Genomic DNA, 14,415 nt, shown 5'->3' on the forward strand with positions numbered 1-14,415 from the left:
GACTACCTCGAAGTCCCCGAATAGAAAATAAATCAGCCCCCTTCTTTCGTCCCGTTTCAACCAGAGTCCTCGGTTGTTAGAAAACGCGGGGGGGGGCAGTAATAAATGCCAAGGAAAAATAATGAATATTGATGGGCAGCATAAAAAAATTTATTTAGCGTGCCAGCACAAATTTAGAGGATTGGTTGCAGAATTCAAATCTAAAAAATTCGAAAAAAATGTACGCAATGATCATTCATTCATATTCAGGCGCGGCTATAGAGAATTAATGCTAGAGGCGAGATCAACATTACACCCGTCGTTATTCTCTGAGTATCTTAAATGGTGTAGCTTCCATGTAAAGCATCAACTTCCAGAATTGAAACGTTACCCCACAGGATATGACGAACTACAGGGTGTTTCATGGAAAAACCCAAAAGTATCCCTAGAGCGTGAAATTCTTTGGATTGCCGCAAGAGTTAAAGAAGATCACTCCTCTATTAACTTATTTAGATTAGTTGCCCAAGAAATTGAGAAGCTAGTAGTAGAGAATGAATTGAACCAAGCAATAAACTTACTAAAAGACCTAGAGCTGATGCAGGGTGCCAGCTTTTGGTCAGTCCAGCTTCGCATTGCATTAGAAGGGATGGCGGGGGGGCTAGAGGGGCAGAAAAAATATACGGCAGAAGTACGGTCGATCTATAGAAATGGGCTCCTGAACTTTATTGCATACAATACAAGCGTAAGAAACGAAGATCGCGTTAGTATACAAAAGTACATGGAGGACATTCGACAAAGAATCTCAGACCACAGCAAATATGACGAATCAATTAAGCGCTATATGCGACACCGCTTGATGAATGAGTGGCCAGCTGAGAACAGCGAAATATCTGACGTCTTAAGAGTGGAACAAAGCCACTCACTGGTTGATGTTTATGAGACGTTTGTGAGTTTGGTGCAGCATGCTTTGTCGTGCGCGCACAATGACGAGCTCAAATCAGCAACTAAGCTCGCACTACAGCAATTGAGCTGCATTGATGACTATCGAATTACAAAAGTCTGCATCGCGTTCGATCTACCAGTAAACTGCTCATTTAATGCACGCAACAGTAGTATAGTTGATGCCTTATGCACTTCGGATTTCCCTACCGCACTTTTAATGGCCAGGAACCCACAGAGCCATAATGATGATGCAGTTGATGCCTGGGCATATATTTATTCGGGTGTGGCTTTAAGCCTCAGAGGAAGGGCAGCAAGAGCAACACTGCTTAAACATGTGCACCATCTGATTGCTCAATTTCTTAGGCAAGACAATGATTCTGCTACGGCATATTCAGGGCTTCTTAAACTTACTACAAATCTAGGTGGCTTGCCGTTTGCTGCAGCTATACGCACATTTATCGGGATGATATATAGAACATTTCCAGATGAAGAGTGGCGACCTTGGTTAGTTTCTTTGAATTGCCCAGCTCTGGGCTTTGAAGATGATGTCATTTTAGAGAACCCACAGACACCTGGGGGGGAGTGTTGGGGGCTGTTAAAAGACCATCATGCGCGCACCAATGTCGCTAGTGGAGCTGCAGTAGAAATATTCCGCGCTTGCGGACTAATTAGAGCAAACGAAATGGATGTTGCAATACAACTCCTTTCTAATATGCGCCAAGCGTTTCCAGAAATACTTCCTGCGATTACTCTGCCGCTTCTACTACATGCACTTTACTCTGCTGGAATGCGCCAAAGTGCCATTGAGCTTATTGCAGACGAAGGCTCACGCTGTACTAGCCGGAAAAACTTACTACCTGTAGAGGCTACTATAGGAGGTTACAGCCATGAAGATTACAACAGAGTTACTCACTTGCTCGCACCATCTATTGCTTTGCATATGCTTTGGGATGCTACCGAAGACGATGAGGTAGGCTCTCGACTGCGATTTAAAATTGGCCAGGTTATTCGACGAATCGACGTCAGAGAGCCTGCAAAGCTATTTGACCAAAAACACCTACTCCCGACTCATCAGCTCGTATACTTCTTAAGAGATTTATGCATCCCTAATTTAGTTGACCAAGCTCGAGTAGCTAAAACTACAGCTGAGATTTTACAACAAAGACAAAAAACTTGTGCCGTACTCAGAGATCTCGACCCAGATAATGATTCTGAGTACTTAGATGAAATACATGAAATATCCAACAGACAGCTAATGAGTGATGGCCAGTGGATTGTTGATCGAACAAGAATCCATGTTGATACCGACGCCTTAACTCGCTGGGCAACTAGAGAACTATCAGAAGAGTTCTATAGATATAGAGATCTTGCTGAGGTTGTAACGCCCATGGAATTTGATGATGTTATGCGGGATATTCTAATTGAGAACCAGATCCCTGTTCAGTTCTCTGAGTTTGGTGAGGCTGACGCGGTCTTGTACTCAATGCTTGTTAGGATCGGATCAGAATTCTTAAACAACTCTCTTTTCGGGCTCGATTATTACCTCAGTAAACGAATCCGACATCAGTCCTTCGTAGGTCTTATACGCGGACCGCTTGAGTTGCAAGGACTTATAACAACCAAAGACTCAGCTGGCGCAAACTATAATAAAAACGTGATGCTTCTCGAGAGGTTCAATGAGTGCAGCAAAGACACTCTTAATGGACTTAGCAAGGCGTTTGAGAATTTCTCGGCCTCATTCGACGCTGCACTCATTGAAACGAAAGACAAAATAATACAAATCCGCTCAAAAGAACATCCACATGGATTAGTTACATTTGACCTAAATCCACAAATAGTACCTGTCGCCAGAGTTGTACTGAGCGATAGCAACATGACCGGCTTTGTAAGAAGCTCAGTAAGCTTAATGTGGGCGCTTCTTGACAAGTCCCTAGGCGATGTCAGGGATTACATATCAAACGAACTTAAGTCCAAGCTTTCCTCCATATTCGATGAGTTACGCGCCAACCTAAAAAGCCTTGTAGAGGGGCGCGCGGAGTATCTAGAGCTTGACCGCTTGATTGGGGAGAGTTCAGTGCAAGTTCAGCTGGCCCTAGATGACGCAAGCAGCTGGTTCTCTAAGACGAATGACCAAGATGCATTTAGACGAACTTTTAAAATTGAGCAAGCTGTTAATATATCAATTGAGGCCGCTAGAAAATGCCTGAGGGATTTCAATCCTGAGATAAACATAGCACAATCAGCAACAGACATCATGGTCATGCCTAGCACTCTTGTTTTCTTACACGATGTCCTTTTTATATCGCTAGACAACGCACGATTTCATTCCGGCCTAAAAACTCCTGAGATCACTATTAAAGTTGATCCTGACCTAGAGAACGAGCGCTTTGTTATAAATGTTTTGTGCTCTGCAAAGCAGAGTGCACGAGCTGAGGCGGAGCGAAAGCTATCAGCAATAAGAGAGAATATAGATAAGGGAGAGTTTGACTCAAAAACTAAAATTGAAGGCGGCAGCGGACTGTATAAAATAGCTGCTGTGGTAAAGCAGTCATCAAAAGGACATCTTTCATTTGGCTTCACTCCTGATGGCGACTTTGAGATCACTGTCGTTTATAACTTTTTAGGGGAATCAGTTCAGCCCGAGGAGGCCATATGAGTGATCGCCATCTGAGCATACTTATTGTGGAGGATGAGGTTCCAAAAAGCACTCAAATTGAGTTGTTTTTGCGCGGATTATGCATCCCAATGAATATAAGATCCGCAAGATCAGTGAACTCAGCACTGGATAGCCTAGATGATGAGGTACCAGATCTACTCCTTCTGGATATGTCTTTACCGACCCTTGATGTTGATATATCAAATAAGGAGAGCGGGGGTCGCCCTCAGGGCTTTGGCGGCATTGAGGTGCTTAGACATATGAAGTACTCATCCATCTCTTGTCCAACCATTGTGATCACCGGGTATGAGGCATTTCCTAGAGAAGGTGGAGGGCTAGATATTACTCAGCTTAGATTGGAGCTCGAGGAGGAGTTCCCTAACATCTTGCATGATGTGCTCCATTATAACTCTACATATGAGACTTGGAAATCAGAACTCAAGATGGCTTTTGAGAGATTCAAGTCTGACAAGGAAAGTTAATAGCCGTGCGAATTTTAATTGCTGATGACTGTAAATCTAGATATAAAAAACTTCTCATACAGCTTGAGGAACTGGGAATCCCCAAAGAACAAGTTGATCTTGTCGGGAGTGCTGATGAAGCCCAGTGCGCGCTTGAGAGAGAGCGATATGATCTTCTAGTGCTTGATATTCTACTACCTCTTTGGGCTACCGATGATGATGTTTCCCATGAGAACTCGCTTCAAATTCTCTTTCGAATCAATAACGACGAAACTATTATTAAGCCTGGAAAAGTTATAGGAATTACTGCGGACATAAATGCCGCCGGTGTAGCGAGCGAGACTTTTGCAAAAAGCACTTGGTCCATCATCCCTTATTCACAGACAGATGATGAGTGGCAGCATCGAATACTGAATTGCGTACGATATATTCGACAGGAGACTGATACTCGCACATGTGCTTGTGACAATGCAGAGCGCGTAGACTTGGCTTTGATTTGTGCTCTTGAGTCGCCCGAGTTTGAAGAGCTTATGAAATTACCTTGGAACTGGTCTCCTGCTCGACCAATACATGATCATTTATTTGTTCGCGATGGTTGGTTTTTTTCTAAAGGCACTAAAATCACTGTCGCGGCTGCATATGCCACCAGAATGGGCATGGTGGAGTCCGCTCTAAAGAGTTTTATTATAATATCCAAGCTAAACCCTAAGGCCATAGGGATGACAGGCATATGTGCTGGCGTGCCTGGCCAGGTGACAATTGGAGATGTTTTATTTGCCGACCCAGCTTGGGATTTCCAAAATGGCAAACATGTGCGAGACGGCGATGTATTTAAATTCATTATTTCACCTCATCACCTCCCCGCTTCGTATGGAATACGTACTTTAGTAGAACTAATTCGCTCTGACTCTGCATTCCTCAAAAGTTTGCCTTTGATTTACGGAGAAACGTGCAAATACACCACTAAAGTAAAAATCGGCCCTGTTGCATCAGGCTCTGCTGTTCTTGCTGACGGGCGAACCATCCAGGGCATTAAAGAGCAGCAGCAGCGAGAGCTTATTGGTGTTGAAATGGAGATATATGGACTTTATGCGGCCAGCTATACCTCGAGCCCTGCACCTAGATACTTTGCATTGAAAGGAGTTTGTGATTATGCCGATCCTGATAAAGATAATGAAGCACAGCGCTATGCTGCCTTTGCAAGCGTACGAGTGCTTCAGAAATTATTCGAAGAATATGGTACCCGCTGCATTGGCATTGGAGGCGCATAATGGATTCTGACGTTAAGATCCAGCGGTCTATGGAACATGCTTGGCGCTATTTTGAATTGCATGCACAGCAACGAATGACTGTGTTTAACTTCTACCTAGCTATTTCCGGGTTGATTGCTGCGGGCATTGGTATTTGTTTGCAGCAGGGCGTTGGTTTTTCTGCATTAATATCAATGTTAGGGGTGGCTTTAAGTTTGGTTTCATTCTTGTTTTGGAAGCTTGATCAGCGCGTTACTGAAATGATAAAGAAATCTGAGGTCGCCCTTCGAGTTATTGAGAAAGAAAGCATTATCTCTGTTGCAGCATTATTCTCTAACGACTCAGACAGTAATGCCTCCAGCGGCCTATTTTCTGTTTGGAGCTATGGCAGGTGTTTCAGAGTTGCTTTTATGACTGTGGGCTTGATCGGTGCTGCATTTACAGTACTTCCTCACTTCATTAGTCTCTCAAGCTAGGAAAATTCTGAAAATACACGCTTTACGAAACGGCGGGCCTGTAAATCGTATGGTTACAGTGGCTGTTAGAAACTGCCGTGTAAACGCCTCATATTCATCGCAGCCATCAGAATCTACGCGGATATTTCTCGGTAGATAATCAAAAACTGACCGTTTCGCAGTACAAAAGACGGTACGCTAACGGTACAGTGCCCAGCTCTTACAGATTTCGCTCAATTACGCTTAACCCGCTCTACTACGCTACTTTCAACTGACTGTACCTACGCTAAGCTGCGTGCGATTTCACTGGGCTTGCAGTGTTTCTAGGCAACTCATAATCCTTAAGCAAGCTTCTTTGCCAGATCCTCTGCTCGAGGGTGGTAGTAACGCATCAGCATGCGTGTGTCCTTATGGCCTGTAATCTTGGTCAGCTCATGAAGCGGGAAAATGTCGGCCAGCCTTGATGTAGCCTCATGGCGCAAATCATGGAAGCGAAGGTCTGTCAGATACCGAGCGTCAGGCCCCTCACCCACATCCTCGCACTCGCTCAGGTAGATCGAGCGCGCCCGTTTGAGGGCGCGATCAAAAGCCTGAGTGACAGTGTCTTCGCGAACATCAAAGACCTTTCCTACCGCAGTACCCGTATCCCTACGAACAGACTCCAGCGCCGCAACGGCCTTGGATGAGAGCGGAACATCACGCGAACTGCCATTTTTCGTACTGGGCAGGTGAGCCACCCTCCGCTTAAGGTCGACATGCTCCCAACGTAGCGACACAATTTCGCCACGACGCATAGCTGTCTCAATAGCTAGGCGAACAATCGCCGGCAGAATGTCCGACCCTGTAGCGGCCAGAATCCTTTCGACCTCATCCCCCAAGCGACGCTCGGCGCCAGAGGCATCAGCAGGAGAAGACGCCTCGGTGGAGATACGCCGAGTCCTGGCATTGCTGACCTGGGGTTTACGAATCAACTCAACAGGATTGAGTAGACCTTCCATACCCCATTCCTTACGAGCAATGGTAAACACGTGCGACAGCACGGCCAGGCGACGCAATACCGTGGCTGACTTATGGGTTTTCAACCACTCATCCCGCAGCTTGGCCACGTCAGCGCTGCGCACCGCAGCTAGCGACCTGCGGGCTAAGTCGGTGCCCTTCCAGACCACAATTACTGAGCGCTCCTGGACAGCACCCTTTTTGAATGCAGATATCTCCCGCTCGTAACGCTCAAGAGCCTCCGAAAGCGATGTAGCTTCAGCCTCAACACGACTGACGAAGACCCCGCGATCAATCTCGGACTCGACTTGGCGCGCCCAGGCCTCAGCCTCAGCACGGGTGGAAAAGGTTTTAACTTGCGCAGGAAAGCCCTTGCGATTGATACGAGCCTGCCACTGCAGCTCGCCACGTTTACGGAAAGACGCCATCGACTGCCCTCTAGATCAGATGGACAGAATAAAGCCAGATGGACAGGATTTGGACAAAAAATCGAAAAGAGGCCAACAAAAAAGGCCAGCATCGCTTCAGGCCTTGATTTTTATGGTGCCGGAGACAGGAATCGAACCTGCGACCTTCGCGTTACGAGTGCGCTGCTCTACCGACTGAGCTACACCGGCGGGAAAACGTCGGCATTATGCGAGTTGCCACGCTCGCGCTCAAGTCGCTGGAGCATCAGCTGTCGAGTAGTTCGATGCGGTCGTCGTGGATGCGGATCAGCCCCTGCTTGTAGAGACCGCCGATGGCCTTCTTGAAGTTGCCCTTGCTGACCCGAAAATGCTCGGAGATCAGCTCTGGCGGGCTCTTGTCACCCAGCGCCAACACGCCACCCTGCGCACGCAGGCGTTCGATGATCTGCTCGGCCAGGCCACTGGCGGCTTCATGACCGATGGGCTGCAGGCTCAGGCTGATCTTGCCGTCGGCGCGCAGCTCTTTGATGTAGCCCTTCTCGCGCATGCCGCTGCGGATGAACTTGAACAGCTCGTTCTTGTGGATCAGGCCCCAGTGCTTGCCGTCGATGATGGCCTTGAAGCCGAGATCAGTACGCTCGACCACCAATAGGTCGACTTCCTGGCCGACCTGGTAGTTGGCCGGCACCTTGTCCAGGTGGCGATCCAGGCGCGCGGTGGCGGTGAGGCGGCGGGTGCGTTTGTCCAGATAGAGGTAGATCACGCAGTAGTCGCCGATCTGCAGCGGGCGCTTCTCTTCGGAATGCGGCAGCAGCAGGTCCTTGGGCAGGCCCCAGTCGAAGAACAGGCCGACGCGGTTGATGTCCACCACCTTGAGGCTGGCGAACTCACCGAGCTGGATCTTCGGTTTCAGGGTAGTGGCGATCAGCTTGTCTTCGCTGTCGAGGTAGAGGAACACGTTGAGCCAGTCCTCGACTTCGCTCGGCGTGTCCTTGGGAATGTAGCGCTTGGGCAGGAGGATTTCGCCGTCCGCACCACCGTCCAGGTACAGACCGAAGTCGGTGTGCTTGACCACCTGCAAAGAATTCATCCGCCCAATCAAGGCCATCGCGTTTCACCTCACCAAAACAGCCGGCCATTCTACCCGAGTTAATCCTCGACCGGGCTGACGGTGTGGCGAATCGACGGCCGCTCGACTGGTGGCGTAAGTAACTGGGAAACAAGCCATAAATTGTCGCGAAAAGCCGCCCATGCGCGGCGTTATGGTATTCATCATGGCGATTAACCAAGCAGAAAGAGACTGCTTGAGGCATAATGGCCGGCCGCCCATCTGAAAGAGATCAAGGTCATGGCCACCCTGCGCGTGAAGTCCTCCTCCAGCAAAGTCAGCAAACCCGCCCCTGCCGTGGAAACCCGCGAGTCCATCGAGGCGCAGATTGCTGCCTTCCTGCAGGGCGGCGGCGAGATCCAGCAGATCGCCAAGGGCGTCAGCGGCCAGACTTACGGCGGCACTCGCCAGATCACCATCAGCAAGAAGTGATCGCCTCGGGTGCGCGATGCGCACCCAGCCTCTCCCCCTCCTGCTTTACTCGCTCGCCAGCCCCAGGCGCAGCAACTGCCCTTTCGGCGCATCCGTCAGCACATAGATATAGCCGTCCGGCCCCTGCCGTACGTCGCGTACCCGTGCGTTCAGCGACTCCAGCAACCGCTCCTCATGGGTGATATTGTCGCCGTCGAGCTGCAGGCGAATCAGCGCCTGACCGGAGAGCGCGCCGATGAACAGGCTGTGCTGCCAGGCCGGGAAACGCTCGGCATCGTAGAACGCCATGCCGCTGATGGCCGGTGACTTTTCCCAGACATGATGCGGCGGTTCGGTGCCCTCCACGGTTTTGCCCTTGGCCTCGGGAATCGCCAGCATCGAATAGTTGATGCCATGGGTCGCCAGCGGCCAGCCGTAGTTCTTACCGGCCTCGGGAATGTTGATTTCGTCGCCACCACGTGGGCCGTGTTCATGGGTCCACAAGCGGCCACTCCAGGGATTGAGTGCCGCGCCCTGCTGATTGCGATGGCCGTAGGACCAGATTTCCTCGCGCGCGCCGTCACGGCTGGTGAAGGGGTTGTCCTCAGGAATGCGCCCGTCCGGGAAGATCCGCACCAGCTTGCCTTGCAGCTTGTCGAGGTCCTGCGCGGTAGGGCGATTGTTGTTGTCGCCCAGGGCGATGAACAGGTGGCCGTCACGGTCGAACACCAGCCGCGAGCCGAAGTGCGTGCCGCTGGACAGCTTGGGTTGCTGGCGGAAGATCACCTCGAAGCCTTCCAACGCCAAGGCATCGGCCGACAGCTTGCCGCGCCCTACGGCCGTACCTGCGGCGCCGTCGCCCTCCTCGGCGTAGGACAGATAGACCAGGCGATCCTTGGCGAAGTCCGGCGACAACACCACGTCGAGCAAGCCACCCTGGCCAACGGCGAACACCTTGGGCACGCCGCGCAGTGGTTCGGACACTTCGCCCTCGGCACTTACCCGACGCAAGGCGCCTGGCCGCTCGCTCACCAGATACCCCTGCCCCTCCGGTAGACAGGCGACGGCCCAGGGGTTGGCCAGACCTTCAGCGACGGTGTGAACGCTCAGCGGCCCCAGCTCGGAGCTCAGTTGCCGATCTTCGGCGAAGCTGTACTGGTAACCGAACAGGGCGACCAGACCGAGGGCTGCGAGGGGTTTCAGGCGCGGCATCGTGGCGTCTCCAGGCATCAGACAAGCGGCCATAGTGCAACAGCCCCCGAGCCGTGGCAGCCCCGTAAAAGTTTCCTCAGGTTTCAGTCCGTCAGGTAACGCTGCTCGATACGCTGGTATTCGCCGGAGTCACGCAGCAGGCGTAGCCCCTCGTCGAAGCGCCGACGTTGTTCATCCCGGCGAAAGCCGACGCGGTATGACGTCGGCGGAAATATCTCGAACCAGGCCAGTGGCTGGGTGACGTCGACCTGGTCGTTCACCTCGCGATCCAGGTAGCGGATGATGCGCTTGTCGCCCACCACCACATCGGTACGGCCGCTGTAGAGCAGGCGGTTGCGATTGATCTGCAGCGCCTCCTCGCGGTAGCGCGGGTTGTTCATGGCCATGCGCTCGAACTCGGGGCCCATGAGCAGTCGTGCACGCTGGAAGGCACTGACCGCGTACTGGCCGAGGTCGGAAATCTGCTCGATGTGATAACCGCGTTTGGCCAATGCCACTGCCACGTTCTGATAATGGATGTAGACGTCCGAATAGAAGGCCTGCACGCCACTGCGCTCATGAGTGGTGGTGATGGCGTCGATCTCACCACGGCGCAGCATCAGGTGCAGACGTTCCATGGGCGCGTAATAGGCGGTCAACTCAAAACCGGCATTGCGCGCAGCACGCTCCACCAGCTCATATTCCAGGCCGCGCGGCTCACCTTCGTAGACATAAGGCGGCTTGTGCGTACCAAAGCCGACATGCAGCACCTCGGCCGCAACCGTTGCGCTCAGGCACGCCAGCATCAATCCCAGCCACCATCTGACCATCGTCTACCTCGTTATCGGACCCGCCAGAGCATAGACGCCTGACCACCGTCATAACCAGAGTGGATGCCGGCTGATTCATTCCGCTTTGCCCTATCGAGGCTAGACTGGCTGCACGCATTTTGCGCCTGCCTTCAGGAGACCAAGACCATGCTCAAAGCCGAATACCAACAGCGCGGCCCGGTACCGCAAGACGTGATCAGCGCAGTGCCACTGCAACTGCCGGAGCCCGCTGCCGGGCAGGTGCGGGTCAAGGTATTGGCTGCACCGATCAACCCGTCCGACGTACTGACCCTGACCGGCGCCTACGGCATGCTGCCGCCACTGCCGGCCGTGGGCGGTAACGAAGGCGTCGGCAAGATCGAGGCACTTGGTGAAGGCGTCAGCAACTTCAAGGTCGACCAGACCGTGTTGCTGCCGGTCGGCTGCGGTACCTGGGTCACGGCCCTGAACGCCCCGGCAGAGAAACTCATCCCGCTGCCGGATGCCGACCCGCTGCAACTGGCCATGCTTACCGTCAACCCGCCAACCGCCTCGCTGCTGCTCAGCGAGTTCGTCGACCTCAAGCCAGGCGACTGGGTGATCCAGAACGCCGCCAACTCGGGTGTCGGCAGCTACCTGATTCAGCTGGCCAAGCTGCGCGGTTTCAAGACCATCAACGTGGTGCGCCGTGATTCGGCCATTGCCGCTGTCGAGGCCGAGGGCGGTGACCTGGTGCTGGTGGATGGCCCGGACCTGGCCAAGCGCGTGCGCGCAGCCACTGGCGGCGCTGAAGTCCGCCTGGGTATCGACGCGGTCGGTGGCGTCAGCACCGACAACCTGGCAGCAGCCCTGGCCAACGGCGGCGTGCTGGTGAACTACGGCATGATGAGTGGACAGGCCTGCCAGGTATCGCCGGCCTCGTTCGTGTTCCGTGACGTGACCCTGCGCGGTTTCTGGCTGGCCAAGTGGTTCCAGCAGGCCAGCCAGGCGCAGCAGATGAAGGTGTTCGGCGAATTGGTGCAGTTGATCGCCAGCGGCAAGCTGAAGACGCGCGTTGCGGCCACCTACGATCTGGCACACATCAAGGAAGCCGTGGCTGCAGCCGCCAGCGGCGAGCGCGACGGCAAGATTTTGCTGGTGCCCTGATGCCGCGGGTGATTGGTGCGGGCAGCGCACCCTGACTCCGACGTTCAAACGGTGCGCCTACCTCCTGAGGGCGCGCCGTTCACCGGCCCACCGTGATAACGCGGCCCGCTTCTCATGCACATCAATGCGCCCTGCACCCGCTGCCTTGGCGCCATCCTCCTGGGCCTGAACCCGGCTTACGGATATCCATGTCCTTGGCGCAACACGCCTGCAGCCACGCCCTCGTTCTATGCAAGCCAATGTCGGCAGACGCCACTCAAGCTGATAGCCGGCAGACATAAGGCAGAGGGCTTTATTCCGTGCTAGAACAATGGAGCCGGTCATCTTTTGACCAATGCCCGACTGACTGGCAATGTAAGTCTGTAATTCATCGAATTGGACGCTCACACCGCCGCGAGGCGGGGGGAGATGGCTATGGAAGGACTCTCGATCCGCTTTCTTGTCGATATGCCCGAACAGGGACGGCTCCTGCTCGATTGCCAACACGATCCCTGGCTCGTGGCCCTTTCGTACGTCATCGCCAGCGTCGGCAGCCTGAGTACACTGACCATCGCCCGCCATCTCGACCAGGTGCAAAGACGCAGCATGCGTCTGATCTGGGGCCTGCTCGGCGGGCTGTGCCTGGCGGGTGCCATCTGGTCCATGCACTTCATCGGCATGCTGGCGTTCCAGGCGCCTGTCGCCATTCGCTACGACCTTGCCACCACGGTGCTGTCGCTGTTGGTGGCCCTGGCCGCTGCCCTTCTCGCCGTTTATTACATGGTCATGCCGCGCCCCGGCCTGAGCCGACAGTTGCTGGCCGCCAGCATCATCGGCCTGGGTATCAGCGCCATGCACTACAGCGGTATGGCGGCGATCCGCTCGGATGCTCAGGCCTACTACCACGGCGGCCTGTTCACCCTGTCCATCGTCATCGCCATCAGCGCCAGCTTCGCCGCGCTGCTGCTCAACCGCTATGTACGCCATGGCTCGCCGCGTCGACAGCGCTGGATGAAATATTCGGCAGCGCTGGTGATGGGCGCGGCCATTGCCTCGATGCACTACACCGGCATGAGCGCGCTCAACCTGGTGGTGCCGGACGGCACTGCACTGCACTGCAATTGCGCAGCGCCGACAATAGCGTGCAACTGGTGCTGATCGTCGCCTCCATCACCCTGCTGATTCTCGGCCTGAGCCTGGCCGCAGCCTGGGCTGGACGCAAGCTCGACGACAAGGAGCGCGACCTGCAGCGGGTCAACACCTTGCTGGTGCAGCTCGATCAGGCCAAGGCCTCGCTTGAGCAAGTGGCGCATATCGACCCACTGACCGAGCTGCTCAACCGCCGTGGCTTCAACCGGGTTTTCGCTGCCACCCTGGAGGAGCACGCGGTGACCGGCCGCAGCCTGGCGGTGATGTTTCTCGATGTCGATCACTTCAAGCGCATCAACGACAGCCTTGGCCACGATGCCGGCGACGAACTGCTACGCGTGGTGGCACAGCGCATTCGCAGCGCGTTGCGTGAGCGCGACATCATCGCGCGCTTCGGCGGCGACGAGTTCTGCGTGGTCGCCAGCCTCGACAGCACTGCCGACCCACGCGCCCTGGCTGCGCGCATGCTGGAGCACATGAAGGAGCCAATTGGCCTGGCCGGGCGCAAGATCGTGATGACCACCAGCGTCGGCATCAGCCTGTTCCCACAGGACGGCAGCAGCACCGACGAACTGCTCAAACATGCCGATCTGGCGCTGTATCAGTCCAAAGGCAGCGGCCGCAATGTGGTGCACTTCTTCAACCCGCACCTGAAGCAGAAAGCCTCGTACGAGCTGCAACTTGAAGAAGACCTGCGCCAGGCGTTGCAACAGGATGACGGGCTGATTCTCTACTACCAGCCGATCATCGATCTGCGCAGCGGCGAGCTGAGCAAGCTCGAAGCCCTGGTGCGCTGGCATCACCCGCAGCACGGCCTGCTCACACCGGAGCGCTTCATCGCCATTGCCGAGGCCAACGGCTTCATCGACCTGCTCGACAATTGGGTGCTGCGCCGCGCCTGCCTGGACCTCAACAGCCTCGATCACATGGGCTATCCAGGGCTGAAGATCGCGGTCAACTGTTCGGCCCTGAACCTGGCCAACGACCAGTTACCTGGACGCATCGAGCAGTTGTTGAACGCAACCCGCTGCCCCGCGCACTGCCTGGAGCTGGAGGTAACCGAGAGCGCTCTGCTGAGCAACATCAACCGCGCCATCGGCCTGCTGGAAGACATCCGCGCGCTGGGCGTCAGCCTGTCCATCGACGACTTCGGCACCGGCTATTCCTCGCTCGCCTACCTGCGCCGCTTACCGCTGGATACGCTGAAGGTCGACCGCTCCTTCATCCAGGACGTCGCCCACTCCAATCAGGACCGCGAGATCGTCCACGCCATCATCGCCATGGCCCACGCCCTGCACCTGAAGGTCGTCGCCGAAGGCGTGGAAACCGCCGAACAGTTGGCGTTCCTGCAGGAGCGCGACTGCGACCAGGTGCAGGGCTATCTGTTCAGCAAACCGGTACCGCTGGATGAAATTGTCGCCCTATTCCCACCGCATTACCGGCCGCTGGAGCGGGTCGGCACGCGGTTCTAGGATC

At 54.3% G+C, this 14,415-nt stretch carries 10 protein-coding genes, 1 tRNA gene and 1 pseudogene; 7 read left to right on the forward strand and 5 right to left on the reverse strand.

Going from position 1 to position 14,415, the window contains the following annotated elements; genetic code table 11:
• Window positions 1-121 precede the first annotated feature (121 nt).
• The 4 genes from ACNFCJ_RS04285 to ACNFCJ_RS04300 are packed head-to-tail and all read left to right on the forward strand — an operon-like array spanning window position 122 to window position 5,764.
• Complete coding sequence (locus ACNFCJ_RS04285; protein WP_416769975.1) at window positions 122-3,577, forward strand: hypothetical protein; 3,456 nt, start codon at window positions 122-124, stop codon at window positions 3,575-3,577.
• Complete coding sequence (locus ACNFCJ_RS04290) at window positions 3,574-4,059, forward strand: response regulator (RefSeq protein WP_416769977.1); 486 nt, start codon at window positions 3,574-3,576, stop codon at window positions 4,057-4,059. The genes ACNFCJ_RS04285 and ACNFCJ_RS04290 overlap by 4 nt, the downstream gene beginning before the upstream one ends.
• Window positions 4,060-4,064: 5 nt before the next feature.
• The gene (locus ACNFCJ_RS04295) at window positions 4,065-5,309 is read left to right on the forward strand and encodes a hypothetical protein (protein WP_416769979.1); all 1,245 of its coding nucleotides are present in this window, start codon (window positions 4,065-4,067) and stop codon (window positions 5,307-5,309) included.
• Window positions 5,309-5,764: a hypothetical protein gene (locus ACNFCJ_RS04300; protein WP_416769981.1), complete on the forward strand. Its 456-nt coding sequence runs from the start codon at window positions 5,309-5,311 to the stop codon at window positions 5,762-5,764. The genes ACNFCJ_RS04295 and ACNFCJ_RS04300 overlap by 1 nt, the downstream gene beginning before the upstream one ends.
• A gap of 320 nt (window positions 5,765-6,084) precedes the next feature.
• Here the strand turns inward: ACNFCJ_RS04300 and ACNFCJ_RS04305 are convergent, their stop codons facing one another.
• From ACNFCJ_RS04305 to ACNFCJ_RS04315, 3 genes are all read right to left on the reverse strand, one after another.
• Window positions 6,085-7,167, reverse strand: a complete 1,083-nt coding sequence (locus tag ACNFCJ_RS04305) for a site-specific integrase (RefSeq protein WP_416769983.1) — start codon at window positions 7,165-7,167, stop codon at window positions 6,085-6,087.
• Window positions 7,168-7,280: 113 nt separating this feature from the next.
• Window positions 7,281-7,356: transfer RNA gene (locus tag ACNFCJ_RS04310), tRNA-Thr, on the reverse strand.
• 55 nt (window positions 7,357-7,411) lie between these two features.
• The gene (locus ACNFCJ_RS04315; RefSeq protein ID WP_084342003.1) at window positions 7,412-8,254 is read right to left on the reverse strand and encodes a S1 RNA-binding domain-containing protein; all 843 of its coding nucleotides are present in this window, start codon (window positions 8,252-8,254) and stop codon (window positions 7,412-7,414) included.
• Between the two features lie 240 nt (window positions 8,255-8,494).
• On the opposite strand from ACNFCJ_RS04315, the gene ACNFCJ_RS04320 reads away from it, so the two are divergent.
• The gene (locus ACNFCJ_RS04320) at window positions 8,495-8,686 is read left to right on the forward strand and encodes a hypothetical protein (protein ID WP_003462311.1); all 192 of its coding nucleotides are present in this window, start codon (window positions 8,495-8,497) and stop codon (window positions 8,684-8,686) included.
• 45 nt (window positions 8,687-8,731) lie between these two features.
• On the opposite strand, the gene ACNFCJ_RS04325 is transcribed toward ACNFCJ_RS04320, so the two are convergent.
• Together ACNFCJ_RS04325 and ACNFCJ_RS04330 are read right to left on the reverse strand one after the other, a co-directional pair.
• Window positions 8,732-9,877, reverse strand: coding sequence for a PQQ-dependent sugar dehydrogenase (locus ACNFCJ_RS04325; RefSeq protein ID WP_416769986.1), 1,146 nt, complete (start codon window positions 9,875-9,877; stop codon window positions 8,732-8,734).
• An 83-nt stretch (window positions 9,878-9,960) separates the two neighbouring features.
• Window positions 9,961-10,662 (reverse strand): substrate-binding periplasmic protein, encoded by a 702-nt coding sequence (locus tag ACNFCJ_RS04330; protein ID WP_416770102.1) that lies wholly within the window; start codon window positions 10,660-10,662, stop codon window positions 9,961-9,963.
• Window positions 10,663-10,833: 171 nt separating this feature from the next.
• Here ACNFCJ_RS04330 and ACNFCJ_RS04335 point away from each other — a divergent pair, with 171 nt between their 5' ends.
• Window positions 10,834-11,811: a zinc-dependent alcohol dehydrogenase family protein gene (locus ACNFCJ_RS04335; RefSeq protein WP_416769988.1), complete on the forward strand. Its 978-nt coding sequence runs from the start codon at window positions 10,834-10,836 to the stop codon at window positions 11,809-11,811.
• Between the two features lie 414 nt (window positions 11,812-12,225).
• A pseudogene (locus tag ACNFCJ_RS04340) lies at window positions 12,226-14,411 on the forward strand (putative bifunctional diguanylate cyclase/phosphodiesterase).
• Window positions 14,412-14,415 lie beyond the last annotated feature (4 nt).

The sequence above is a fragment of the Pseudomonas sp. NY15364 genome, from assembly GCF_048068235.1.
Lineage (GTDB): Bacteria > Pseudomonadota > Gammaproteobacteria > Pseudomonadales > Pseudomonadaceae > Aquipseudomonas > Aquipseudomonas mendocina_D.